Annotated in this window: 19 protein-coding genes; 6 read left to right on the forward strand and 13 right to left on the reverse strand. The window is 65.3% G+C overall.

The annotated features are described in order from the left end of the window. Window positions 1-25: 25 nt before the first annotated feature. Window positions 26-580, reverse strand: coding sequence for an LUD domain-containing protein (locus RH858_RS08900; RefSeq protein WP_259533931.1), 555 nt, complete (start codon window positions 578-580; stop codon window positions 26-28). A 401-nt stretch (window positions 581-981) separates the two neighbouring features. On the opposite strand from RH858_RS08900, the gene RH858_RS08905 reads away from it, so the two are divergent. After that, window positions 982-2,772 carry an L-lactate permease gene (locus RH858_RS08905; RefSeq protein ID WP_259533930.1) on the forward strand — a complete coding sequence of 597 codons (1,791 nt, stop codon included), beginning with the start codon at window positions 982-984 and terminating at the stop codon, window positions 2,770-2,772. Window positions 2,773-2,912: 140 nt separating this feature from the next. Here RH858_RS08905 and RH858_RS08910 read toward each other — a convergent pair whose 3' ends face one another. The 4 genes from RH858_RS08910 to RH858_RS08925 form a co-directional block, all read right to left on the reverse strand. Next, the gene (locus RH858_RS08910) at window positions 2,913-6,005 is read right to left on the reverse strand and encodes an FAD-binding and (Fe-S)-binding domain-containing protein (protein WP_259533929.1); all 3,093 of its coding nucleotides are present in this window, start codon (window positions 6,003-6,005) and stop codon (window positions 2,913-2,915) included. Window positions 6,006-6,059: 54 nt separating this feature from the next. After that, a complete protein-coding gene (locus RH858_RS08915; RefSeq protein WP_310561635.1) occupies window positions 6,060-6,962 on the reverse strand; it encodes an EamA family transporter in 903 nt (300 codons plus the stop codon). A gap of 127 nt (window positions 6,963-7,089) precedes the next feature. Further along, window positions 7,090-8,385 carry an MFS transporter gene (locus RH858_RS08920; protein ID WP_259533927.1) on the reverse strand — a complete coding sequence of 432 codons (1,296 nt, stop codon included), beginning with the start codon at window positions 8,383-8,385 and terminating at the stop codon, window positions 7,090-7,092. Between the two features lie 114 nt (window positions 8,386-8,499). Beyond that, complete coding sequence (locus RH858_RS08925) at window positions 8,500-9,318, reverse strand: HD domain-containing protein (protein WP_259536441.1); 819 nt, start codon at window positions 9,316-9,318, stop codon at window positions 8,500-8,502. A gap of 179 nt (window positions 9,319-9,497) precedes the next feature. On the opposite strand from RH858_RS08925, the gene RH858_RS08930 reads away from it, so the two are divergent. The 3 genes from RH858_RS08930 to RH858_RS08940 all read left to right on the forward strand — a co-directional run bounded on the left by RH858_RS08930 (window position 9,498) and on the right by RH858_RS08940 (window position 13,977). Next, entirely contained in the window at window positions 9,498-10,274 is a 777-nt protein-coding gene (locus RH858_RS08930; RefSeq protein ID WP_259533926.1) for a ZIP family metal transporter, read from the forward strand. A gap of 102 nt (window positions 10,275-10,376) precedes the next feature. Then, window positions 10,377-12,869 carry a DNA topoisomerase VI subunit B gene (locus RH858_RS08935; RefSeq protein ID WP_259533925.1) on the forward strand — a complete coding sequence of 831 codons (2,493 nt, stop codon included), beginning with the start codon at window positions 10,377-10,379 and terminating at the stop codon, window positions 12,867-12,869. 13 nt (window positions 12,870-12,882) lie between these two features. Next, the gene (locus RH858_RS08940; protein WP_259533924.1) at window positions 12,883-13,977 is read left to right on the forward strand and encodes a DNA topoisomerase IV subunit A; all 1,095 of its coding nucleotides are present in this window, start codon (window positions 12,883-12,885) and stop codon (window positions 13,975-13,977) included. 23 nt (window positions 13,978-14,000) lie between these two features. Here the strand turns inward: RH858_RS08940 and RH858_RS08945 are convergent, their stop codons facing one another. From RH858_RS08945 to RH858_RS08960, 4 genes are all read right to left on the reverse strand, one after another. Beyond that, entirely contained in the window at window positions 14,001-14,240 is a 240-nt protein-coding gene (locus RH858_RS08945) for a CDGSH iron-sulfur domain-containing protein (RefSeq protein WP_259533923.1), read from the reverse strand. Between the two features lie 86 nt (window positions 14,241-14,326). Continuing rightward, on the reverse strand, window positions 14,327-15,139 hold the full coding sequence (locus tag RH858_RS08950; RefSeq protein WP_310561636.1) for an alpha/beta hydrolase: 813 nt from the start codon (window positions 15,137-15,139) through the stop codon (window positions 14,327-14,329). A 192-nt stretch (window positions 15,140-15,331) separates the two neighbouring features. Next, complete coding sequence (gene thsA / locus RH858_RS08955; RefSeq protein WP_259536440.1) at window positions 15,332-16,978, reverse strand: thermosome subunit alpha; 1,647 nt, start codon at window positions 16,976-16,978, stop codon at window positions 15,332-15,334. A 152-nt stretch (window positions 16,979-17,130) separates the two neighbouring features. Continuing rightward, on the reverse strand, window positions 17,131-18,105 hold the full coding sequence (locus tag RH858_RS08960) for a HAMP domain-containing sensor histidine kinase (protein WP_310561637.1): 975 nt from the start codon (window positions 18,103-18,105) through the stop codon (window positions 17,131-17,133). 81 nt (window positions 18,106-18,186) lie between these two features. Here RH858_RS08960 and RH858_RS08965 point away from each other — a divergent pair, with 81 nt between their 5' ends. Next, a complete protein-coding gene (locus tag RH858_RS08965; RefSeq protein WP_259533920.1) occupies window positions 18,187-18,864 on the forward strand; it encodes an HAD-IIB family hydrolase in 678 nt (225 codons plus the stop codon). Between the two features lie 22 nt (window positions 18,865-18,886). Here the strand turns inward: RH858_RS08965 and RH858_RS08970 are convergent, their stop codons facing one another. Further along, complete coding sequence (locus RH858_RS08970) at window positions 18,887-20,014, reverse strand: tRNA (guanine(26)-N(2))-dimethyltransferase (protein ID WP_259533919.1); 1,128 nt, start codon at window positions 20,012-20,014, stop codon at window positions 18,887-18,889. Window positions 20,015-20,142: 128 nt separating this feature from the next. On the opposite strand from RH858_RS08970, the gene RH858_RS08975 reads away from it, so the two are divergent. Continuing rightward, window positions 20,143-21,774 carry an amidohydrolase gene (locus RH858_RS08975; protein ID WP_310561638.1) on the forward strand — a complete coding sequence of 544 codons (1,632 nt, stop codon included), beginning with the start codon at window positions 20,143-20,145 and terminating at the stop codon, window positions 21,772-21,774. 8 nt (window positions 21,775-21,782) lie between these two features. On the opposite strand, the gene RH858_RS08980 is transcribed toward RH858_RS08975, so the two are convergent. The 3 genes from RH858_RS08980 to RH858_RS08990 all read right to left on the reverse strand — a co-directional run bounded on the left by RH858_RS08980 (window position 21,783) and on the right by RH858_RS08990 (window position 24,173). Beyond that, on the reverse strand, window positions 21,783-22,559 hold the full coding sequence (locus RH858_RS08980; RefSeq protein ID WP_310561639.1) for a LysR family transcriptional regulator: 777 nt from the start codon (window positions 22,557-22,559) through the stop codon (window positions 21,783-21,785). Window positions 22,560-22,623: 64 nt separating this feature from the next. Beyond that, window positions 22,624-23,436 (reverse strand): phosphate ABC transporter ATP-binding protein, encoded by an 813-nt coding sequence (locus RH858_RS08985; protein ID WP_310561640.1) that lies wholly within the window; start codon window positions 23,434-23,436, stop codon window positions 22,624-22,626. Then, window positions 23,433-24,173 (reverse strand): ABC transporter permease, encoded by a 741-nt coding sequence (locus RH858_RS08990; RefSeq protein ID WP_310561641.1) that lies wholly within the window; start codon window positions 24,171-24,173, stop codon window positions 23,433-23,435. The genes RH858_RS08985 and RH858_RS08990 overlap by 4 nt, the downstream gene beginning before the upstream one ends. Between the last annotated feature and the right edge of the window lie 13 nt (window positions 24,174-24,186).

Raw genomic sequence — 24,186 nt, forward strand, 5'->3', positions numbered from 1 at the left:
CTCCTGGTCCCCGGGCCGAACCTCGCTACTCATCGATGCCCCCCGCTTCCGGTCCGGAATCATCGGGTTCCGTCCCCTCATCGGCGACGAGTACCACGTGTACTTCCTCGGGACCGTGTGCCCCACGTACGAGCCCGCCCATGTCGGCGGTCGCGCTCGGCCCAGTTGCGATGATCTCCGAGGACCGCTTCTCCCTGAGTCTGGGGCCGAGCCATTCGAACGCCTCCCGCATCTCTCCGACGACGTCGGATTCGTGCAACACGGCGACGTGGAGCTCCGGGAACACGCTTGCGATCTCGCTTCCGAACGGATCGATCTCGAGAACGACGCTCCCGTACTCGGCGATCCCGAGCGCTGCCGGGGTTACTCCAGTGCGTGCGGCCCGGACGTCCTCGATGGTCGGCTCCATCTCGACGATGTCGGGAAGCGACCCGCTGTCGGTGCCGACTGGAACGCCTACCGCTGGCGTTCGAACTACCCTGTCGAGGGTTCCCGCGAGCTCTCCCCGTTCGATCCGCGAGACGGCCACGTCGATCTCGTCGAGCTTCGACGCGAACGTCTCGACCGTGTTCGTTACCATGTCGACACCTTCGCTCGAACTCGCAATAAATGCGAGGTGGAATCTCCCCTACAATCGGCCGGAAAACGAGTCCGGCCGCGACAGTCAGAATTTGCTGAAATCGTTCGCGAGAGGCACGTTTTCGCGTGAAGAACGAATCAATCGTTCGAACTGGCCGTTCGCACTACGGGGTCGGGAGGCAGCCCACGGAGCGTACTATCCGGCTGTCTTTTCGACATCTGTATTGATGTAGATAAATTATAATAACTATTATTCGTGTGGGTTGGGGGTAAATATATAATTAAATAGTGACAATTAGGGAAGTCTTTATGTCACGAGGTTTTGTCAGATCTCACGAGGTATGTGGCAGGCAAACACACGTAATGGACTCGTACTGATCGGGCTATCCGTGGGGGAGAACCATGGTTAGCGCAGTCGAACTACTCCTCGCGGCGTCGCCGTTACTGATCGCCGGGATACTGCTGGTCGGCTTCCTGTGGCCGGCGACCCGCGCGATGCCGATCGCGTGGATCGCGGCGTTGCTCGTCGGCTACTTCGTGTGGGAAAACTCCGCCCTGTGGCTTGCAGGAGCGTCGATAACCGGAATCATAACGGCGTTGACCATCCTCTGGATCGTCTTCGGCGCGCTGGTGTTGCTGTACACGCTGATGCAGGCGGGGGCGATCGACGTGATCAACCAGGGGTTCGCCGCGATATCGGACGACCGACGCGTCCAGATCATCCTGCTGGCGTTCTTCCTCGCGACGTTCATCGAGGGGGCGGCAGGCTTCGGGACGCCCGCGGCGGTCGTGGCACCGCTGCTGCTCGCGCTGGGCTTCCCGGCGCTCGCGGCGGTGGTCGCGGCACTGATCGGTCACATCATCGCGGTCACCTACGGCGCGGTCGGGACGCCGATCGTCATCGGTATACGGGACCCGCTCGACGGGCCGCCGTACATCGATCGCATCATGGAGGGGGCCCCGTATGCGGGCCTCGACGAGGCGGTGGCAGTCACGCAGTTCTCGAACGACGTCGCGGCCTGGGCGGCGACCTACCACGCCCTTGTCGGGTTCGTGATGCCACTGTTCGCCGTCGGGATGATCGTGTACTTCTTCGGCGATCCGGACGACCGGTCGCTTGAACCGGTAAAAGAAGTCGTTCCCCTGGCACTGTTCGCCGGGATCATCTTCGCGATTCCCTACTGGATCTCGGCGTGGTTCATCACTGCAGAATTCCCAGCACTCATCGGCTCCATGGTCGGTGGCGGGATCACGGTGGCCCTGCTGCGGAGAGGATACCTCCTCCCCGACGACGAGTGGGACTTCCCGCCGAGGGAAGAGTGGCCCAGCCACTGGGTCGGGACGATCGAACCCGGTGCGGAGGGCGTCCGGTCGAACGCGGACACCGGGGAGATGGGACTGCTCAAAGCCTGGTCTCCGTACATCATCCTGGTCCTTCTCCTCGTAGTGACGCGTGTCTCCGATCCGATCAGCGGCTTCATCAACGACGCTGACCTGGGCGTCACGATCGGCGACGTCACGATCGGAATGGTACTGGTGTGGGAGAACATCCTCGGTACCGGTCTCTCCGACAGTATTGCCTGGGTTAACGTCCCCGGATTCTGGCTCATCCTGTCGGCGATCATCGCGATCCCGCTGTTCGGCATGAACGGCCAGCAGGTAAAAGACGCCTGGGGCGAGGCGGCCGAAAAGATCGTTTCGCCGTTCATCGCGCTGGTGTTCGTCATCGCGATGGTAGAGGTCATGCTCTCCTCGGGGCTGCCGGCAGTCGATCCGGAGACGTTCGCCGGGACTGCCGCGTACGATCAGAGCATGATTGAGGTGCTCGCGGTCGCGACCGCCGGCACGCTCGGGAGCGCCTACCCGTTCGTCGCGTCGCTCATCGGCGCGCTCGGGGCGGCCATGGCCGGATCGAACACCGTCTCGAACATCACGTTCGGCGGCTTCCAGTTCACGGCCGCACAGGAACTGGGCATCTCGACGCAGATCATCGTCGGCGCGCAGGCGGTCGGGGGCGCGATCGGGAACCTCGTGGCGATCCACAACGTGGTCGCCGCGCTGGCGACCGTCGGCCTCGTCGGGCAGGAGGGTCGCGTGATGCGGCTCAACCTGATCCCGCTGTTCTACTACGCGCTGATGGTGGGCATCCTGACGATGCTGTTCAGCTACATCCTGTTCCCCGGCCTGTTCTGAGGCCGACACAGGATCTTTCCGGTTCGCGGCTCGGGGCTCGGGACTCGCGGCTCGGGGCTCGGGGCTCGCGGTTCCACCGACGGAATTTGATCGGATTTTTGAACGATCGTACGGAAAAAGCGACGGCAAACTGCTTGTCGCTACTCCAGGGCGTCGGCGACCATCTGCACCGGATGGGGCGGCTTCTCGCCGAGCCCGTCGCCGATCTGCTTTTTACAGGATGCGCCGGTGGCGACCACCGTGTCGCCGGGGCTGTCGTCGATCTGCCCGCGCAGGATCTCGAACACCGACTGACTCAGCGAGTAGTGTTCCGCCTCGTAGCCGAACGAGCCGGCCATCCCACAGCAGGTACTGTCGAGGTAATCGACGTCGTAGCCGGCCTGTGCCATCACGGTCGCGGCGTGGTGACCCTTTTTGGTCGCCTTGTGCAGACAGTTGCCGTGGTAGGTGAGCGACTCGTCGACCGCGCCGAACGTCAGGTTCTCGACGAGCCCGAACGTGTCCAGATACTCGAGGGTCGAGTAACTGTTCTGGGAGACGGCGTCGACGCTCTCCCCCGATATCAGGTCCGGATAGTCCGACTGGAACATCACGGACGCCGATGGTTCGACGGTCACGACGTCCCAGCCCTCGCTGATCTTCGGCGCCAGCCGGGCGACGTTCTCGCGGGCCGTCTCGCGGGCGACGTCGATCAGCGCCTTCGAGTACGCCGGCCGACCGGTGTCGGTCACCCCCTCCGGCAACTGGACGCGACAGCCCGCCGCCTCGAGCACGCGGATCGCCGCCTTCCCGCGTTCGACGTACATGTAGTTCGTGTACGGATCCACCACGAACAGCACCCGGCGATCGGCGTCCGACTCCGGAACCGCTGGGCCGCCGCGGTCCTCGAACCAGTCGACGACGGTGTTGCGTTTGAACTCCGGTAACGCCCGCTCTCGGGCGATGCCGATCGTCTTTTCCATCACCGTTCCGACGCCGGGCAGCCGCATCGCGACGTTCGAAAGGGGGGCAAAGGCGCTGCCGACCTTCAACATTGTCCCGGCGTTGCCGAACAGCTTGTCGCGGAGGCTGGCGCCGCCGTGTTTTCGCTTGTAGTGGTACTCCACTTCCGCCTTCAGCTTCGCCATGTCGACGCCGCTGGGGCAGTCGTTCATACAGCCTTTGCAGCTCACACACAGGTCCAGCACCTCGTGGACGAACTCGTCGCTGAACAGCACGTCGTCCTCGAGGTTGCCGTTCATCGCGTTCCGGAGCATGTTCGCCCGCCCCCGGGTCGAGAGGATCTCCTCTTCGGCCGCCCGGTAGGTGGGACACATCATGCCGCCGGTGTGTTTCTGGTCGCCACGGCAGCCGGCACAGCCGTGACACAGTTCCACCATTCCCTGGAATCCGTTGTCGTTCTCCCAGTTCAGCGTCGGCTCGAACGGGAAGTCGAACTCGTAGTCCGGACCGAACCGGAGGTTCTCGGTGAGTTTGACGTCGCCACACACCATCCCCGGATTCAGTATCCAGTCGGGATCGACTGCGGTCTTCAACTCCCGCATGGCCTGCCAGAGCTGTTCGCCGTACAGCTTCCGGTTCCACTGGGTCCGGGCGCGTCCGTCGCCGTGTTCGCCCGATATCGAACCGTTGTACTCCACGACGAGGTCGGTGATCCCCTCGGCGATCGATTCGATGTCCTCGGTCCCCTCGACGGTTTTCGTGTTGATGAGGGGGCGGATGTGAAGCACGCCGGGGCCGGCGTGGGCGTAGTAGGACGCGAACGTGTCGTGGTCCTCCATGATCTCCCGGACGTCGGCGACGTACTCCGGAAGGTTCTCCGGCGGTACCCCGGTGTCTTCGTTGAACGCGATGTGTTTCTCGTCGCCCGTCCGGGACAGCAGGATCGGCAGGCCGGCCTTCCGCATCGTCCAGAACTCCTTTTGGGTCTTCGCGTCGTGGGCCTCCAGCGCCCGTTTCGCGTACACCCTGTCGCTGGTGACGTTCCCGGCGTCGCCGTCGGGCTCGACCGTCGGCGTCGCGTCCGGAAGTCGATCCGCGAGCAGGTTTGCGACCTTTCGTTTCCCGTCGGCGTCGCTGTCGGCGTAAAACTCCACCAGCAGCGTCGAATCGGTGCCCTCCGGGAGAATGTCGACGACGTCGGCGAACTCGGGAGTCTCCCGCGCTAGATCCAGGAGGACGTCGTCCATCACTTCGACCGCGGCGGGATCGTGCTCGAGGATCGGCGCGACGTCGTTCATCGCGTCCATCACGTCGTCGTACGTCAGCATGACGACCGACTTCGTCTCGGGGATCGGCTCCAGCGACACCGTCGCCTCCGTGACGACTGCGAGCGTTCCCTCGCTGCCGGCCAGCAGGCGGGCCAGGTTCACGGTCCCGGGTTCGCTATCCGGATCGAGCCCCGAGTTGTCCGGGAGCCGGCGCTTCCCCTCGGCCTCGTCGACCAGCATGTCGAAGTTGTACCCGGAGACGTTGCGCTTCAGCGTGGGGTATCGATCTTTCACCTCCTCGGCGTGCTCCTCGAGGATCAAGCTGGCGACCGCGTAGAGTCGTTCCTCGAGATTGCCCTCCCGGTCGCCCCGCGCTTCGAGTTCCTCGACGGTCACTTCTCCGAGGGTCGTGACCGTCCCGTCCGCGAGAACGACCTCGGCCTCCTCGAGGTAGTAGTCGGCCTTCCCGTACTTCAGGGAGTGTGCGCCCGTGGTGTTGTTGCCGATTGCGCCGCCGAGGACGCTTTTGTCCCCCCAGGCGGGGTCCGGCGCGTATTTCAACCCGTGCTCCGCGAGGGGGTCGTTCAACTGTGCGAGGGTGATCCCCGGCTCCGCGGTCGCGAGTCGCCCGTCCGGATCGATCGACACCACGTCGTTCATGTACCGGGAGAAGTCCAGCACGACGGCCTCGTTGACCGTCTGTCCCGCGAGGCTCGTCCCGCCCCCCCGGGGCAGAACCGGGATCTCCCGTTTCGCGCAGTACTCGACGACGGCACTCACGTCGTCAGTGTGTTGTGGGAAGACGACGCCGATCGGCATGGCCTCGTACATACTCGCGTCGGTCGCGAACATCTCCCGGGTGAACTCGTCGAAACGGACGTCGCCGTCGACCAGCGGCCGAAGCTCTTCGACGAGATCCGGCCGATGTATCGGACCGCCCCGATAGTCGTAGTTCGCACGGCGCTCTTGTGATGGATCCGCACCGCGTGTGATCGCCGGAGGTTCCGTCGGCTTGCCTGCCATGGTAATGGTCCTCAAAGAGATATTGTAGAGGAGACCCTTCAACCGGTCGGTCGGTTACTGGGGCGTCCGAACGTCGCCTGCCGCGTCCGTCTGGATCAAGGCGACTCCGAGCAGCACCAGCGCCCCACCGACGGCGACGGCTGGCGTGACGACCTCGCCCAGCAGGGCGACGCCGAGGAGCACAGTCACGAGCGGTTCTGCGGTCCCGAGGATGCTCGCCTGACTGGCTTCGATGTGCTCGAGGCCGGTTACGTACAGGAAGATCGGGAGGGCGGTCCCGATCACCGCGATCCCGAGGATGATCCCCCACTGCTGGCCACCTGCCGGGACGAACAGCCGTCCCGAAACGAAGCCGAATCCGACGAACGAGATCGAGGTGGCGATCAACACGACCCCTGCGAGGAGATCGGGAGCGATCGACCCGAGCGCCGCGCGGCTCCCCGCGATGTAGAGTGCGTATCCCAGCGCGGCAAGCAGTATCAGCGCGATCCCGAACGGGTCGATCGCGGCGGTGTCACCGCCGACGATCAGGGCGACCCCGAACACGGCAACCACCAGCGCGACCAGCTTCAGCCGGGTGAGCTGTTCGTTCAAAACGCTCACCGAGATGGCGTACACGTACGCCGGATACGTGTAGAACGCGATCGCCGCGACCCCCGCCGGAATGTACAACAGTGCCCAGAAGAACAGTGCCGAAAAGGAGGCGTACAGCAGTCCCAGCGCGAACGCGACCTTCAACTGTCCCGCCGGGAGGCGACGAGCCCGGCCGAGAACTGCCAACCCGACCCAAAGCAGGCCAGCACCGATAGTGAACCGGAAGGCGAGAAGCGTCGTCGTGTTGAGGCCTGCCGCTTCCGCGAACTTGCCGAAGATGGCGAGCGTCCCGAACCCCGCAGAGGCAACGAGTACCAGCAGGACACCGAACGTGTGTCGCTTCACTGTGTCCGGGTTCGCCACCGAACACCGTAAACCGAACGTTTGCGGTGTCGCGAACCGGTTCCTCGTAATGATTATTTTCGGCCGTAACCGGACGATCGGCCCACGGGGTGGCCCACTGACCGGTAAATCACTACACTAATTATCATCAGTCACCGGGGATCGGTTCCCCGGACGTGCCGGTCGTTCGTGCCCGGGATGCCATCACCGTGAACCCGCCGGTGGCAAAGACGATGAACCCTGCCGCGAGCAGGAACCCGGCCTCGGTGGAGACGAAGTCCATCGTCGTCCCGACTAGCACTGGGCCGGTAACCTGGCCGATCTTCCAGGAGAGCGACCGCAAGGACATGCTGGAGGCTACCGAGTCGTACGCCTCCCCCTCCTCGACGAACAGCGCCATGCTCGCGGGCAGCCGGATGCTGTCGGCGAGCCCGAGCACTGCGTAGGCGGAAAACAAAGCGAAGAACGCCCCGCCGAGCACCATCGAATCACCGAAGAAGGAGACGTGGTACGGCTCGATCCGGCCTTCGAAGTACGCGGCAAGCGGAATCAGCCCGGTGCCGAGGCCGTAGAGGATCGCCCCGACTGCGACAAAGTAGTGTTTGTGACCCAGGCGGTCGGTGAGATCGCCCACGAACCCTTGCGTCAGCGCCTTGGTTAGCTTCCCGCCCGCCATGATCCACCCGATCGCGAACGCGGAGATGCCGAACGACGTCCGAGCGTAGATCGGGAGGAAGATAATGACCGCCATCTTTCCTACGCTGAACGTGAATCGAAAGACGATCAGCGCACGCAGCATCGGCAGGTCGAGCAGGTCGCGGAACGTCTCGACGCCGCCTGCCTCATCGGGATCCTTCCTCCCGCCGGGGTTGTCACGCAGGAATCCGAACACGAGAACGAATGCGCCCAGCGTGACGCCCGACAACACAACGTACGTCGTGGTGAAGCCGTGTGCGTACAGGAGGTAGCCCCCAACGACGTCGCCCGCCAGCGAGGAGAAGGAGGCGAACTGGTTGTATGAGCCGAGCCACCGTCCCCGCTCGCCGTCGGGGCTGATCTCGCCGACGATCGTCGATCCCGTAATCCACAGCACCGACGCGCCGAGGCCCTGGAGCATACGGACGAGAACGACGTGAATCGAGTTCTGGACCAGGATAAAGCCGACGAACACGCCGACGTTGATCAGAAACCCCGCAAGCAGGAACAGCTTCGCGTTTCCGGTGTCGACTTTCCGTCCGAGTGGCAACACGACGAACAGCTGGACGATCGCGAAGGCAGTTCCGAACAGCCCTTCGACGAAGCCGGAGGTCCCGAACGCGTCGGCGTACAGCGCCAGTGCGATCAGAATCGTCGAGTACGCCTGGCTCCTCGCGAACGCCGTTCCCGCGAGGGCGGCGAACTCTCGATCCTTCAACAGTCCGATCGAGCTCCCGAACCCGGCCACTGTTACGTTTCGAAACACCCCGGTGGGCAGACAAAAAAGACACTATTGCCGTCCGTCGCGCCGTCGATTGCCTCCCGTCCACTCCCCTCCGGCCGTGAACCGCCCGGGGTCTCTCTACAGTTCGATCCGCTCGACGAGTCGATCTTCCCGTTTCGTGTTTATGGCGATGATCCGAACCAGGTCCTCGAGCAGCGAATCCTCGAGTTTCGCCTTGAGGAGGTTGTCGACCTGGTAGACGCCGGCGGCGTTCGTCATCTCGATTTCGACGTACACGGGACTGGAGTTACCTTCCTCCAGCCGAACAGACTGGATCGCCTGCGAGGAGAGTGTGTTGATCCCGCGGCCGCCCTGTTCGTACGGCGCCCGGGAGCGACCCCGCTCCATGTCGAGGCCATCCGCCACCCGGATGATTCCGGCCTCCCGGGAGAGCGGGATCTCCTCGGTGTGGTGACAGAGGATTGCGTGTAGCGTCTCTGATTTCACCTTGACCGCGTCCTCGGGGCTATAAAACTCCGGCAACAGCCGGTCGAGGACGTCCGCTGCCAACGGAATCGAGTAGTAGACGTGTTCGTCGCGGTGAACTACGTGGCCGATGTCGTGTAAGGTGGCCGCCAGTGCGACGATCACCGCCTCGTCGGCCTCTTCGAGCCCCTGATCGCGGGCGCCGTTGAACTCCACGCCGCCGCGCTTGAGCAGGTCGTACAGCCTGAGCGCCCGGTTGCGGACGATCTCGACGTGTTTCTTCCCGTGGTCGTTGTACCCCATTCGGTCGACCGGGTTGACGTTCTGGGCCCGGAGATACGTCCGGATTTCGGGATCCGACTCGATCGCTTTCAGGACGCGATTCACCTTCTCGTCGGGGAAGTCGTGTTCCGCCTCGGGATCGTACTCCCGACCACCGCCGCCCTCCTCCGACGCCGGGGGGAGGTCCATCTCCTCGGGGGTGACGGGTTCGGAGTCGACGTCCTCGGAGTCGACGCCGTCGGGATCGACATCTTCAGAGTCGATGTCCTCGGGGTCGACGTTTTCGGTCATGTCCCCTGCGAGGGTGTCCCGGGAGAAAACGCTGTTGCCTTTTATATGAATGGGAGTAGAACCCGCAACCGACTCGAATGACGGACCTCGGTACGGTGATCCTCGTGACGTTTCTCGCCGGCGCGGCGACGGGTGTGGGTGCGCTCCCCGTCTTCTTTCGAACGGATGTGAGCCACCGGACCTACGACGCCGCGTTGGGGCTCGCCGCCGGAGTGATGGTCGCCGCCAGCGTCTTCGGCCTCATCGTCCCGGGGATGGAAGAAGGATCGCTGCCGGTCGTCGTCGCCGGCGTGTTCGCCGGCGGGGCGTTCCTGCTGGTCGCAAACAGGTTGATTCCACACTTCCACGCCCAGTACCGGGGGCTCGTCGGGGAGGGCGGCGCCGACGAGGCGGCACTGACGCCGACGATTCGGCGGGCGGTGCTCGTCGGGGCGGCGATCACGCTGCACAACGCCCCGGAGGGGCTGGCGATCGGGGTCGGGTACGCCTCCGGGCTCGAGGAGGTTGCGCTGGTGCTCGCGATCGTGATCGCGATACAGAACGTCCCGGACGGGTTTGCCTTCGCCGTGCCGTTCGGCGAAACGGGAATCTCCAGGAGTAAACTGCTCGCGTACACGACGCTGTCGGGAGTCGTTCCACAGGTCGCGGCCGCCGTCGCCGGCTTCCTGTTCGTCGCCCTCTTCGAGGGACTGTTCCCCTTCGCAGCTGGGGTCGCCGCCGGCGCGATGCTCGCGGTCGTCTTCCGGGAGATGATCCCGTCGAGCCACGGCCACGGCTACGCGGACGCCGCGACCGCCGCGTTCCTCGTTGGCTTCGCGTTGATCGTCATCGTCGACACCGTGGTCGTCACTTGACCGAAGGGAGTCGTCGGGCGGGCGCAGTCCCGGGGTTCGGTTCACTTTCACCGCGATGGCGGAGAGGTTTTACGTTCCGGCGGGGAAGGGGCGGGCACACGAATGACGTCCTTCCAGTCGACGCTCGGCGAGGATGCCGGGATCGCCGAGGAGCTGGCCGAGGGCCAGCGGCAGATCTCCATCGCCGAGTTCTTCGAGAAGAACAAGCACATGCTCGGGTTCGATTCGGGGGCCCGAGGACTTGTTACAGCGGTAAAAGAGGGTGTAGATAACGCTCTCGACGCTGGAGAGGAGGCAGGAATCCTCCCCGACATCTACGTCGAGATCGAAGATGTCGGCGACTACTACCGTCTCGTGATCGAGGACAACGGGCCCGGGATCACCAGAGAGGAGATGCCGAAAGTATTCGGAAAACTCCTGTACGGCTCCCGGTTCCACATCCGGGCTCAGTCGCGCGGTCAGCAGGGGATTGGAATCTCCGCGGCCGTCCTGTACTCCCAGCTCACCTCCGGGGAGCCCGCGAAGATCACGTCTCGACCGAAAGGGGCCTCGGAGGCGGAGTACGTCGAGTTGATCATCGACACCGACGACAACGAGCCGGAGATCAAGGAGGCGAAAACCACCAGCTGGGACCGCCCGCATGGCACGCGGATCGAACTCGAGATGGAGGCGAACATGCGCGCCCGGTCCCAGCTCCACCAGTACATCAAACACACTGCGGTGGTCAACCCCCACGCCCGGATCGAGCTCCGGGAGCCCAAACTCGACGAGCCGCTGAAGTTCGAGCGCGCGACCGACCAGCTCCCCGCCGAGACCAAGGAGATCCGCCCACACCCCCACGGCGTCGAGCTCGGGACGCTCATCAAGATGCTGGAAGCAACCGACTCCTACTCGGTGTCGGGTTTTCTCCAGTCGGAGTTCACAAGAGTGGGCGGAAAGACGACAGACAGCATCGTGGCCGCGTTCCGGGACCGACACTACGGCCGCGAGATGTCCTGGACGCCGCCCCGGCCCCACGAGGACGCCGACGTCGGGGCGGCTCTCGAGGAGGCGGTCGCCAACAAGGGCAAGGAGGCGACCGCAGCGTTCGCCGAACGGGTCACTGACGCGCTGGCCGATCGCGACCGGGTGACGCATTTCCAGCTCCGGAGCCTGATCGAACAGGCCGCCGAGGCGATCGAAGACGAGACCGGAAAGACGTTCGGTGAAACGGTCCGGGAGAAGGCGCTCGACGCCGCCTGGAACGAGATCACCGACGAGGGGCTCGACGATCCGGAGGCCGACGAGGTCGACCGGGGGGACGTCAGCGCCGGAGACGGGGCGGGCGGTGCCAGCGCCGGTGGATCGGACCGGGGTCGGCTCACAGCCGACCTGTACGCCCTGGTGGACGAGGCGACCAGCGAGCGGAAGGACGACGCCACCGTAGAGGCGCTGGCCCGGCGGATCGCCCGGAAGTTCGCGTCCGGGGACGAGCGCCACCGTGTCACTCGCGAGGGGCTCCGGACGTACGTCGACGACGCCGCGGAGGCGACGATGGAGTACGACGGCGCAACGGTCGGCGAGACCGCTCGGGAGAACGTCACCGAGACGTTGTGGGCGACGATGGCGACCGTCCCGGACGATCCGCCGAAGGTGAAGGTCGTTGCCGACGAACGAAATGCCGCCAGAGACCTGCTCGAGGCGATGCGGGAGACGGACATCCTCGCGCCGCCGACGGACTGTCTGGCGCCGATCACCGCCGAACTCGTCGAGGCGGGGCTCCGCAAGGAGTTCGACGCCGACTTCTATGCGGCGGCGACCCGCGACGCCGAGGTACACGGCGGCGATCCGTTCATCGTCGAGGCCGGGATCGCCTACGGCGGGGCCTTGCCCGCAGAGGGGAACGCCGACGTGCTCCGGTTCGCTAACCGGGTTCCGCTGGTCTACCAGCGCGGGGCGTGTGCGACCACCGACGTCGTGAAACGGATCGGCTGGCGCAACTACGGGCTCGACCAGCCCGGCGGCAGCGGCGTCCCCAATGGGCCGGCGGTGATCATGGTCCACGTCGCGTCGACGAACGTTCCCTTTACCAGCGAGTCGAAGGACGCCATCGCGAACGTCCCGGAGATCGAAGACGAGATCGAGCTGGCGATCCGGGAGGCGTCCCGGGAGTTGAAGTCCTATCTCAACCGTCGGCGGTCGATGCAAAAACGCCGGGAAAAGCAGGACGTCCTCGGGCGGATCCTCCCGGAGATGGCCCAGAAGGTGTCGGAGGTGACCGGCCGGGAGCCGCCCAACATCGACGGCGCGCTCGCGCGGATCATGAACAACGTCAGCGTCGAACGGACCGTCGAGAACGGGAGCGTCACGCTGCACGTCGAGAACTACTCTGATCGGGGGGAAGAGCTCGAGATCACCGAAATCGTGAGCCAGAAACCCTCCTCGATCGGCGACGGCGCGTCGGCAGTGGAGGTCGACGGGGAGTATTTCCTCACCTGGACGGTCGACGTCGCCGCCGGCGAGGAGGCACAGCTCAGCTACGACGTCGACGGGGAGGCGACGTTCGACATCAACGTCGACGGGATCGACGCCGAGAAACTGACGATCGACACCTGATCACGGATAATACATGAGCACACAGGATTCACAAGCGGACGCACGCGAGGAACTCATCGCCCTCGCCGCGGAGTTTTACGACCAGTTCGCCGAGGGGCAGATCCCCGAGATGACACTGCCCACTCGGACGAAAAGCAACATCGAGTACGACGAGGAGAAGGGCGTGTGGGTGTACGGCGACCGAACGTCGACTCGATCGGCGAATTCGGTTCGCGGGGCCCGGAAACTGCTGAAGGCGGCCTACACGATCGAGTTCCTCGCAAACCAGCTCGAAGAGGGGCGTTCCTCGACCCTGCGTGAGCTGTACTACCTCTCGGAGTCGTGGGACAACGAGGAGGCGCAGTTCTCGAGTCAAGACGAGTCGAACCAGCTCGTCGAGGACCTCGAAATCGTCTCGGAAGTGACCCGCGAGGACTTTCACATGCGCCCGGAGGAGTCGGGCGCGACGCTGATGGGTCCCCTCGAACTCCGCGAGCAGACCCGGCGCGGGGAGCGGGAGATCCACTGCCAGAAGGACGTCGGCGAGGGGGGCTACCAGATCCCGAACAATCCGGACACGATCGAATTCCTCGATCACGACGTCGACTTCATGCTGGCCGTCGAGACGGGCGGGATGCGCGACCGGCTGGTCGAGAACGGCTTCGACGAGGAGTACAACTGTCTGGTCGTCCACCTCAAGGGACAGCCGGCGCGGGCGACCCGTCGAATCATCAAGCGGCTCCACGACGAGCAGGGGATCCCGGCGCTGGTGTTTACCGACGGCGACCCGTGGTCCTACCGGATCTACGGCTCGGTGGCGTACGGCTCGATCAAGTCGGCACACCTCTCGGAGTATTTGGCGACCCCGGAGGCCGAGTACGTCGGCATCCGGCCGGAAGACATCGTCGAGTACGATCTTCCCACGGACCCTCTTTCTGACTCGGACGAAAACGCCCTGGAGTCGGAGCTGGAAGATCCGCGGTTCCAGACCGACTTCTGGGAGGAACAGATACAGCTCCAGCTCGACATCGACAAGAAGGCCGAACAGCAGGCGCTTGCCTCCCGCGGACTCGACTTCGTTACCGACACGTATCTGCCCGAGCGGCTCGACGAGATGGGCGTCTTGTAGAGCGCCCTCACGTTCGGCTGCCTTCAGCTTTCGTCGCGGAACACGATCTCTTCGATTTCCCTTCGAGGGCCGTCGCTGTCGTCGTTTTCGTACTTGTACACCGCGCCCTCCTCTTCGTCGCGGGTCGCGTTGTGTGACCCGTCACAGAACGGCTTGTTCGCGGAGAGCCCGCACCGACAGACGAAGATCGCCCCGTCGTCGCCCATGTCGTCCTCGTCGAGCCGCTGCGGTCCGGTTTCGGTGTGTGTGACTTCTCGCGCCATGCGAAGTAGGTGACTCCGTGACGTGGTAAACGTGTGGACATGGGATCGATTTGCTGCGATCGGTTCGAGCGGCGGCCGTCACCCGATCACAGCTCGTCAGTGAGGAACGCCGTGACGGTCGCGTCCCAGTCGCCGCGTCGCTCCTCGTAGGCGGCATGGCCGGTGCCGCCCAAAAGCGCCAGCTTCGCGCCGTCGATCCCGGCGGCAGTCTCCCGCAGGGTCGACTCCGGGAAGAAGTGGTCGTGACTCCCACCGACGACCAGCGTCGACGCCTCGATCTTCGACAGCGCCTCGCGCCCGTCGTGGTCGCGACACGCCGCACACGAAACGACGAAGTCGTCCGGCGCCGCGGGCTCGCGCAACAGCCGGGACGCCACTCGCACGATCGGCGGGTACAGCAGCTTTCGGTACCCAGTGTACGACACCTCGACGGCGTCGAGGTACACGTCCCGGAACCGGTGTTTTCCGCCCCACGCCGCCCAGCGGTCGAGCGTCTCCCGCCCCTCTGGACCGACACGGGCGCCCGCGACCCCCAGCACCAGCCGTCGGACCTGTTCGGGGTGCTCCGCCGCGAGATGCTGGGCGATCAGTCCGCCCATCGAGAGCCCGAGCACGTGGGCCTCGCCGATCCGATCTAACAGCGCGGCGTAGTCGTCGGCCATCGACTGAGTCGTCGCTTCCCCGGGGAGATCTCGAGGTCGACTGACGATCCACACGTCGTACTCGCGGTACGCTCTGAACATGCCGTACTGGAGCAACGCGCCGGTGACTGTGGACGTGCCAGCCGGTCGGAGCGCGTCGCTTATCCCCGGAAGCACGACGAGCGGAACGTCGCCGCTCCCGAACCGGTAGTACGGGAACACGCGATCGCCGACGAGGTAGGTGCCGTGTTCGGCCATGTGCGACAGTTGGGGTGGCAGGGATAAAAACATCAGCCAGATGAAACTGTGCCGGGGATGCCGAGGACGGACTGTTCGGTCGATGGTCCGACGCGAAAGAAACGAAGATCGGAGCGGATGCGGCGATCGGACGCCGGTCCGGTGGTCGAACGGCGATCCGGCGGTCGGATGGGTGTCAGGCTGTGGCCGACTTCACATTGCGCCGCCCATGCCGCCCATACCGCCCATACCGCCCATACCGCCGGCACCGCCGGCGGGCATATCGTCGTCGCCGCCGTCGTCGCCGGAGGCGCGGAGGTCGCCCGCAGCGATGACGTCGTCGATCCGGAGGATCATCACGGCCGCCTCGGTGGCGGATTCGATCGCCTGAGTCTTCACGCGGAGGGGTTCGACGACGCCCTCCTCCTGCATGTCGATGACGCCGCCGGTGTAGGCGTCCAGCCCGGCCGCGCGTTCGCCGCCGTCGTGGCGGGCGCGCAGGTCGACCAGCGAGTCGATCGGGTCGAGGCCGGCGTTCTCGGCGAGCGTGCGCGGGATGACCTCCAGCGCGTCGGCGAACGCCTCGACGGCGAGCTGCTCGCGGCCGCCGACGGAGTCGGCGAAGTCACGCAGGTCCAGCGCCAGCTGTGTCTCGGGTGCGCCGCCGCCGGGCAGCACCTGTCCGTCCTCGAGAGTCGTGCGGACCACGCCGAGGCTGTCGATAATCGCACGCTCGACTTCGTCGACGACGTGTTCGGTGCCGCCCCGGAGGATCAGCGTAACCGAGCGAGCCTCCTCGACGTCCTCGACGAAGATGCGCTCGTCGCCGCCGACGTCCTTCTGGGCGACGGAGCCGGCGAAGCCGAGGTCCTCCTCGGAGAGGTCATCGAGGTTGGAGACGACCTGACCGCCCGTCGCGCGGGCCAGCCGGCGGAAGTCGTCACTTTTGACCCGGCGGACCGCCAGGATGCCCTCCTGGGCGAGGTAGTGCTGGGCCATGTCGTCGATTCCGTCGCCGACGAAGACGACGTCGGCGCCGACGTCGACCAGCTTGTCGACGTACTCGCGGAGCTGCTCTTCCTCCTGGTCGAGGAACTTCTGGAGCTGGTCGGGGTCGGTGACGTTGACTTCGGCGTCGATTTCGGTCTCCTTGACCTCGATTGCACCGTCGAACAGCGCGACGTTCGCGTCCTCGACCGCGTAGGGCATGTTCTCGTCGACGCGCTCCTTGTCGACGATGACGCCCTCGACGAGTTCGGAGTTGTCGATGGAGCCGCCGACGACCTTCTCGACGGAGACGTTGTCGGTGTCGACCCCGTCGTCGTCGGCGACCGCGGTGACGGCGTCGACGACGAGTTCGGCCAGCAGGTCGCGGGCCGACTCGGCGCCTTTGCCCGTCATCGCCGTGGCGGCGAGCTGGGTGAGCACCTCGCGGTCGTCCTCGCTGACGTCGATGGCCTGCTCTTCGAGCAGTTCTTTGGCCTTCTCTGCGGCCTGGCGGTACCCCTGAGCGAGCGTCGTCGCGTGGATGTCCTGGTCGAGCAGCTCCTCGGCCTGATCGAGGAGTTCACCCGCGACCACGACCGCCGAGGTCGTCCCGTCGCCGACCTCGTCCTCCTGGGTCTCGGCGACCTCGACGATCATGTTCGCCGCCGGGTGGTCGATGTCCATCTCCTTGAGGATGGTGACGCCGTCGTTCGTGACGACGACGCTGCCCGTCGAGTCGACGAGCATCTTGTCCATCCCTTTCGGGCCGAGGGTCGTTCGAACCGACTCGGCGACGGCCTTGCCGGCCGTGATGTTCATCGTCTGGGCGTCCTTGCCGGACGTCCGCTGGCTCTCCTCGGAAAGTACGATCATGGGCTGGTTGCCCATGCGCTGTCGCTGAGACATAGTCGTTCCCCGATTGTTTGTGATTCTATATAAATCCTTTGTTAGCGGTCGGCCGGAGAGACTCTACAGCCCGTCGAGCGCCCCATGTCATTCCTTCACGCACAGGGTTTAAATAGTGTTCACGCCGGAACTGGCGCTGAATCGGGAAGCGATTCTCTGGCTCGTTCGATCGCCGCTTCGACGCTCACCGGTTCGGTCGCTGCATGGAATCGAAGCGTCGCGGAGGTTCCGTCGTTCCCGGTTTCCACGTCGATCGTCCCGTCGTGTACTTCACAGACCCACTTCGCGATCCACAGTCCGACGCCGCTCATGTGCCGGAGTTCAGACTCCGATTCCGCCTCCAGGGGAGCCAGTTCGTGCGGCGGGATTCCGGGGCCGTCGTCCGCGATCACCAGCTCGATCTCGCCGTTGGTCCGGCGAATCTCGATCGTGAGCCGAACCGCGTCGTCGGCGCCGTCGGCGTGTTCGATCGCGTTTTCGAGCAGTTCTTCGATCCCGTGTCGTATCGCCGGGGTCGCCTGTACCGGTGCTCGTTCGGGAACAGTCGAGGTAACCGTGATGTCGGGAGTGTCCTCGAAACTGGCCTCCTCGAGACAGCGTTCTGTTACCCGAACGAGATCGACTGTCCCGTGGGTTTCGTCGGTGATATCGAGCTCGCCCAGGATCCGGATCTTGTCGCTCATCGTCGCGATCCGTCTGGAACGCTCGAGGGCGTGGTCGAGTTTTGCTTTCGATTCCGACGTATCCAGTTCGTCGTAAACCATGTCTACGTAGCCGTGAATCACGTTGACGTCGTTCCGGATGTTGTGCCGGAGCACCCGGTGGAGTACCTGGATCTGCTCGGTGGCGGTGCGGAGACGCTGTTCCGACTGTTCGAGCCGTCGCTCACGCACCCGCGTGAGTCCGAAGATCAGACCCGCTGACAGTGCCACAAAGACCCAGCCTTTGATCGTCTGGAGGAAGGTAGCGACGTCCGGGTCGGCGACGAAAAGCACGACGGCGGAGTCCGTGGTTGCGATCCAGAGGATTCCGAACCCGAGGTACACGAACGTAATATTCACCGGGGACAGGGCGAGCAGCCGGCGTGTGGACATACTGTACCCCAGAGACTACTCCCTCAATAATTCGGGGGATAGAATCGGGAGCGTTTTCCGGGCGGAACGCCGCTCTGGAGTATGGCTGTTCCGCTCGCACTGGACATCGACGGGACGCTCACGACGCCGACGGGCCGGCTGGATCCCCGCGTCTTCGAACTGCTTCCGGGGTGGGACGCCCCGGTGATTTTGGCCACCGGGAAGGCGTTTCCGTATCCGATCGCACTCTGTCACTTCCTGGGACTTCCAGAGCGGATCGTCGCCGAAAACGGCGGAGTCGTCCATGTCGACGGCGAGACCACCCTCCGGGGCGACCGGGAGGCGGCGTGGGCCGCCCTCGAGGCGTACGCCGACCGGGGCGGAAGCCTCGAGTGGGGGCCCGACTCGACGGTGAACCGGTGGCGCGAGACAGAGGTCGCGCTGTCGCTTTCGGCCGACGAGGCGCTGCTCCGGGAGGTCGCAGACGAGTTCGGACTCGTCGTCGTCGACACCGGGTTCGCGTACCACCTCAAGTCGCCGGAACCGACCAAGGGCGAGGGGCTGGCGGCGATCGCCGACCGGCTCGGCGTGCCCGCAGAATCGTTCGTCGCGATTGGCGACTCCGAAAACGACGTCTCGACGTTCGAGCTGGTCGCCGAGTCGTACGCCGTCGGCAACGCCGACGAGGCCGCCCGGCACGCTGCCGACACGGTGGTGTCCGAAGAGTACATGGACGGTACGGCGACGCTTTTGCGGGAACTTCGCGAACGAGACCGCTGAGCGGTTCGGGTCCGCCGTCCGTTTATCCGTCGTCGCCGGTCGCGTCCCGCATCTCGGGGATCGTCGCGTCCGTCTTGAACGCCGTCCCGCTGTAGTGCGCTCGCGTCGCTTCGAACCCCGCATCCCGGAGCCGGTCGACGAACTCGTCCATCCCGATCGCCGGCCGGCCCCACTGTTTGCACAGGCGGTGCTGGTCGTAGTGGGTCGGCGTCTCGAGTTCGCAGGCGACCGTCTCCAGGAGTTTCCGAGCGCGCTTTGCTTTTCCCATGTCGTCGGTGATCGCATCGCGGACGCTCACAACGAACTCCGCGTCCCGGATCGGGCCGAGCCACAGGGGGCCGGCCGTGAGCACCCGTTCGCTACCACAGACCGAACACGAGTCGGGAGCGTCGGCGTGGAAGCCGCGCTCGGCCTCCCGGTGGAGGCAGTCCTCGCAGTGGTAGACGTGACCTAGCTCCTCAAGGAGTTTGTCGGCCGCGCGTGCGCCCGATTCGAGTTCGAGATACGTCCGGGCGTAATGTCGGGAGACGTGCGAGCAGATCGGGGTCGCGGCCCGGTCGTAACGGGCGGCGGTCCGCACGAGCGCCGACAGAAGCGTTCGGAGGCCCATCTCCGGGTGGTAGTCGGTGTTCCGTGGCACTGCACCGTACTTCCGGATCCCGCTGGCGAGGTGGGCCCCACAGAGCGGTGCGGTGTCGGTCGCGGTGACACACACCAGATTCCGGGTGTTGGCGAACGCGGCGTCCGCGAACGGGATCGGCGTTCCGTACGGGTCCAGGTCGGTCACGTCGAACACACGGTTGCGGTCGTGGAGCAGCGCGTTCACGTCCCGGCGGACGACCTCGCCGTCGAGCCCGTTCCGGTCGAGGTTTCCGCGGGCCAGTTCGACGGCGTCGGTATCGACGTCACAGCAGGTGACGTCGTACCCCTCGGCGGCCGCTCTGACCCCCCTGATTCCGGAGGCGGCCATTGCATCGAGATACGACTCCACGCGGTCGTCCCGATTCCGATACGCCCGGAGAACCGCGACGGTCACGTCTCGGTTGAGCTCCTGTTCGGGGTTGAAAAACACCCCGTCGCCGGTGCCGTCGCTGGCGCCGTCCCGGGCGTCGGTCACGTCGATCTCGACGCCGCCCTCCTCGATTCGCATACCCGCAGGTGGCCGCCGGGGGTATAAAAGGCCACGCTCCAGCCCCGCGGTCGTCGCGTTCCCGAACGTACCGGTCACGATCGTCGCGTTCCCGAACGGTTAACCGCCCCGCGTTCGGCGTTGCACGCATGACGCAGGCTGCCGATCTCGTGCTGCTGAACGGCGAGATCCACCCGTTTACTGCGAGAGCTGACGCGAGCGAATTCCACGCCGGACCAGGCGCCGACCTCCCGGAGGCGCTAGCGATCCGGAACGGGAAGATCGTTCGTCTCGGAACGACGTACGACGTCGAGTTCCTCGCGGGCACGAACACGACGGTCGTCGATCTCGGCGGCGCGGTGGTCGTCCCAGGGTTGATCGACGCCCACACCCACATGACGACCACCGGTCGCTATCTCGTCCACGCCGACCTCTCGGACGCCGGGAGCCCGTCGGAAGCGCTCGGCAGGCTCGAAGCCAGGGCCGAGGAGCTCGACGTCGACAGCCCCGACGGGGATGATGGCGATGGAGGTGACACCGACGGCGACGACTGGATCCTCGGGTTCGGCTACGACGAATCCAGCTGGGAAGAGTCCCGGTATCTCACTCGGGAGGATCTGAACGCCGTTTCGGATACCCAGCCGGTTGCGGCGTTCCGGGAGGACATGCACGTCGCTTCCGTAAACTCGGTCGTCCTCGACCGGCTCCGGTCGTCGATGCCCGACGACGACGTCGAGACCGAAGCGGGGAAGCCCACAGGCGTGCTCGTCGAGGAGGCGGTCGATCCGGTGTACGACGCGATCGAGCCGGGCCCCGACGAGACCCGGAGCCTGCTTTCGGCGGCGACCGAGCACGCCGCAGGACTCGGCCTGACAGGCGTCCACGACATGGTCCGGCGATCGTACGCCCCGCAGGTGTACCGGGGTCTGGATCTCGACGGCGAGCTCCCGATCCGGGTGCGACTCAACTACTGGTCGGATCACCTCGACGCGCTCGCGGAGCTGGGGCTCCGGACGAACCACGGCAGCGACAGGGTGCAGGTCGGCGGGGTGAAAACGTTTACAGACGGTTCGATCGGCGGTCGCACCGCGAAGCTGTCGGCGCCGTACGACGACGGCGACGGCACCGGACAGTGGGTCGTTTCACCCGCGGAGCTGTCGACGCTGGTCGAGCGGGCCGACGACGCCGGCTTCCAGTTGACTGTCCACGCCATCGGCGACGAGGCGATCGACGCGACGCTCGACGTCTTCGAGGAGCACGCGACGGATCCGGGGGCGTCCAGACACCGGATCGAACACGTCGAACTCGCGACTGACGAGGCGATCGATCGGTTCGGCGAGCTGGGCGTCGTCGCATCCATGCAGCCGAATTTCCACAAGTGGGCGGTGTCCGGGGGGCTGTACGAATCCCGGCTCGGCGACCGTCGCCCCCGGACGAACCGCCTCTCCAAACTGCGCGATGCGGGCGCGCCGCTGGCGTTCGGTAGCGACGGGATGCCGCTCGGGCCGCTCGTCGGGATCCACTGGGCGGTGAATGCCCCCGCCGAGAGCCAGCGGCTGTCGGTGACGGAGGCGATCAGGGCGTACACGCACGGGGCAGCCTACGCCGGCTTCGACGAGGACCGGCTCGGGACGATCGAACCCGGTACGTGTGCGGACCTGACTGTGCTCGCCGAATCGCCCTGGGAATCGCCCGACCGGATCCGGGAGATCGACGTGGCGATGACGATCGTCGACGGGGAGATCGTGTACGACGGCCGGGGCGACGCGTCCAGACTGTGAGTTCGAGGCTACTCCGACCTCGTGGGATTGCCACTCACGCCTTGGATGACCCGCGTGGCTGTCGCCTTCCAGGTGAGCGCAACCTCACAACCCGACTCGACGTCGAGTCGGCGTGCGCTGTCTTTCGTGAGTAATGCTCGGAACGTGATATCGTCGCCGTCACTCCCACTGTCACTCCCACCGTCGCTTCCGCCGTCGCGTTCTCCTGGAACGTCGATCCGGACCGTGAACACTGTCTCCCCGGAGTCGACGCCGGCGACGACCCCCTCGAGCCGGTTGCGGGCGCTGGTGGCGTCCGGCTCCGGCACCGCCCCTGATTCGTGGAGCGTCACCGCGTCCGCGCCGATCCGGATGTGGGCGTCGTCGCCGACTGCTACCCCCTCGTGGAGGCCCCGAAACCGCCCGACGTCGGTTTCGAGCGTCGCCATTTCGCCGTCGATTTCGCGAACGACGCCGGACAGCACTGTTTCGGGTACGGTTGCCGTCGCCGAGACCGCTGCCGAGAGGCGGTCGTAGCGATCGAGCAGGCGGCGACCGGTTTCGGTCAGCCGGCTTCCCCCGCCGCCCGAGCCTCCCCGCCGGCGTTCGACGAGCGGACCGAACGCCGCTTCGAGAGCTTCGATTCGACTGAGCGCTCGTGCCCGGGAGCGCCCCAACTCCGTCGCTGCAGCTGCGACCGACCCAGTCCGGTGGATCATCCGCAATAGCACTGCATCGCGCGTGTCGAACTCGACGTCGCCTTCAGCGAGCGTTGCCTTCGCTCGGCCGGCCGGACTCTCGTCCATACGGTCTGTTTTGACTCCGGCGTAGTTAGTCGGTTCGCCTGCTGCAGGCGGACCGTCCTGCCAGTCAGTACACGAGCTCCCCGTCGATGAATTTCTGCACTCGTCGGTCGTCTGGATCTGTAAAGACGCGGTCGGTCGGCCCGACCTCGATGAGCCGACCCTGCAGCATCACCGCCACCCGGTCGGCGACGCGTTCGGCCTGGTTCATGTCGTGGGTGGCGATCCCGACGCCCAGGCCCTGGTCGCGGGCGGTCTCGATCGCCTCCTCGAGGACAGCGGTGTTGCGGGGATCGAGGTCCGAGGTCGGTTCATCCAGGAGCAGGAAATCCGGATCGTACGCCAGTGCCCGGGCGAACGCGACGCGCTGGGCCTCCCCGCCGGACAGCGAGGACGCGTCCTGCGTAGCCGCCTCCTCGAGCCCGACGATTTCGAGCGCTTCGGTCGCCACTGTGCCGTTTTTCTTGCCGATGAGACGCGAAAACCACTGATTCAGTCGGTCATCCCAGTCGCGCCGGATCTGCAGTCCGTAGCTCACGTTCCGACGAACCGAGGCGTCGAAGAGGTTCGGCTCCTGAAACACCATTCCGATTCGCCGTCGGGCCGCGAGACGATCCCGTTCGGATTGGGCCCAGACGTCTGTCCCGTCGAGGTGAATCGACCCGACGTCGGGTCGGTCGAAGAGCGCCAGCAGCCGCAACAGGGTGGTCTTTCCGGTACCGGACGGGCCGATGATCGCGAGCACCTCTCCCGGGTTCACCGAGACAGTGACGTCTTCGAGCACGGCCTCGCCATCGAAGCCGTGACTCACGCCTGCGACGGCGATCCCGTCTGCTGTTGTAGACGGCTGTCGGTCGATCCGGGCCGTCGAGTCGCTCATATCCGGCCACCCCCCAGGCGGAGGACGACGCCGTTGATGAGTAACACGAGCGTGACTAGGATCGCTCCCAGGATCAAGGCGAGTTCGAACCGGCCCTGGCGGGCCTCGAGCTGGATTGCAGTCGTGAGTGTGCGGGTGACAGAGTGTCCTTCTGCGCCCGCGATGTTGCCGCCGACGATCAACACTGAACCGACTTCGCTTATGGCCCGCCCCAACCCTGCAAGTATGCCTGTGACGATGCCGTATCGAGCTTCCTTGATCGTGACGAGCGCAACGTCGAGGCGGGTTCCGCCCATCGCGTACGCGGCGTCACGGACCCCTTGCTCGACGCTCGTGACCGCTGCGAGGCTCACACCCGTTATCACCGGCGTGGCGAGCACGAACTGGGACATGATCATCGCTTCTCTGGTAAACACCAGATCGAACGCTCCCAGCGGTCCCTGACTGGAGACGGCAAACAGGACGACCAGCCCGACCACGACGCTCGGGAACCCCATTCCCGTGTTGATGACTGCGACCACGAATCCCTTCCCTGGAAAGTCGGAGAACCCGACGAGCATGGCCACTGGAAGGCTAAACAGCGTGCTCAACACCACCGCGGTGAGACTCACGTACAGCGAGACGTAGATGATGCTCTCGACGTAGTGACGCTCGAACGGAAAATCGACGAACAGTACGCTCCAGCCGGCCTCCAGCGCCGCCGCGAAGGGGGGTAACGCCGCCGATGCTCCTATCATGGGTTGGTTCGCT

Origin of the sequence: Halalkaliarchaeum sp. AArc-GB (assembly GCF_031432225.1) — an archaeon.
Taxonomy (GTDB): domain Archaea; phylum Halobacteriota; class Halobacteria; order Halobacteriales; family Haloferacaceae; genus Halalkaliarchaeum.

Excerpts from the sequence above, each read along its gene's own strand:
- RH858_RS08900 (WP_259533931.1), bottom strand. The coding sequence starts at position 580 with ATGGTAACGAACACGGTCGAGACGTTCGCGTCGAAGCTCGACGAGATC.
- RH858_RS08905 (WP_259533930.1), top strand. The coding sequence starts at position 982 with ATGGTTAGCGCAGTCGAACTACTCCTCGCGGCGTCGCCGTTACTGATC.
- RH858_RS08910 (WP_259533929.1), bottom strand. The coding sequence starts at position 6,005 with ATGGCAGGCAAGCCGACGGAACCTCCGGCGATCACACGCGGTGCGGAT.
- RH858_RS08925 (WP_259536441.1), bottom strand. The coding sequence starts at position 9,318 with ATGGACCTCCCCCCGGCGTCGGAGGAGGGCGGCGGTGGTCGGGAGTAC.
- RH858_RS08930 (WP_259533926.1), top strand. The coding sequence starts at position 9,498 with ATGACGGACCTCGGTACGGTGATCCTCGTGACGTTTCTCGCCGGCGCG.
- RH858_RS08935 (WP_259533925.1), top strand. The coding sequence starts at position 10,377 with ATGACGTCCTTCCAGTCGACGCTCGGCGAGGATGCCGGGATCGCCGAG.
- RH858_RS08940 (WP_259533924.1), top strand. The coding sequence starts at position 12,883 with ATGAGCACACAGGATTCACAAGCGGACGCACGCGAGGAACTCATCGCC.
- RH858_RS08945 (WP_259533923.1), bottom strand. The coding sequence starts at position 14,240 with ATGGCGCGAGAAGTCACACACACCGAAACCGGACCGCAGCGGCTCGAC.
- RH858_RS08950 (WP_310561636.1), bottom strand. The coding sequence starts at position 15,139 with ATGGCCGAACACGGCACCTACCTCGTCGGCGATCGCGTGTTCCCGTAC.
- thsA (WP_259536440.1), bottom strand. The coding sequence starts at position 16,978 with ATGATCGTACTTTCCGAGGAGAGCCAGCGGACGTCCGGCAAGGACGCC.
- RH858_RS08960 (WP_310561637.1), bottom strand. The coding sequence starts at position 18,105 with ATGTCCACACGCCGGCTGCTCGCCCTGTCCCCGGTGAATATTACGTTC.
- RH858_RS08965 (WP_259533920.1), top strand. The coding sequence starts at position 18,187 with ATGGCTGTTCCGCTCGCACTGGACATCGACGGGACGCTCACGACGCCG.
- RH858_RS08970 (WP_259533919.1), bottom strand. The coding sequence starts at position 20,014 with ATGCGAATCGAGGAGGGCGGCGTCGAGATCGACGTGACCGACGCCCGG.
- RH858_RS08975 (WP_310561638.1), top strand. The coding sequence starts at position 20,143 with ATGACGCAGGCTGCCGATCTCGTGCTGCTGAACGGCGAGATCCACCCG.
- RH858_RS08980 (WP_310561639.1), bottom strand. The coding sequence starts at position 22,559 with ATGGACGAGAGTCCGGCCGGCCGAGCGAAGGCAACGCTCGCTGAAGGC.
- RH858_RS08985 (WP_310561640.1), bottom strand. The coding sequence starts at position 23,436 with ATGAGCGACTCGACGGCCCGGATCGACCGACAGCCGTCTACAACAGCA.
- RH858_RS08990 (WP_310561641.1), bottom strand. The coding sequence starts at position 24,173 with ATGATAGGAGCATCGGCGGCGTTACCCCCCTTCGCGGCGGCGCTGGAG.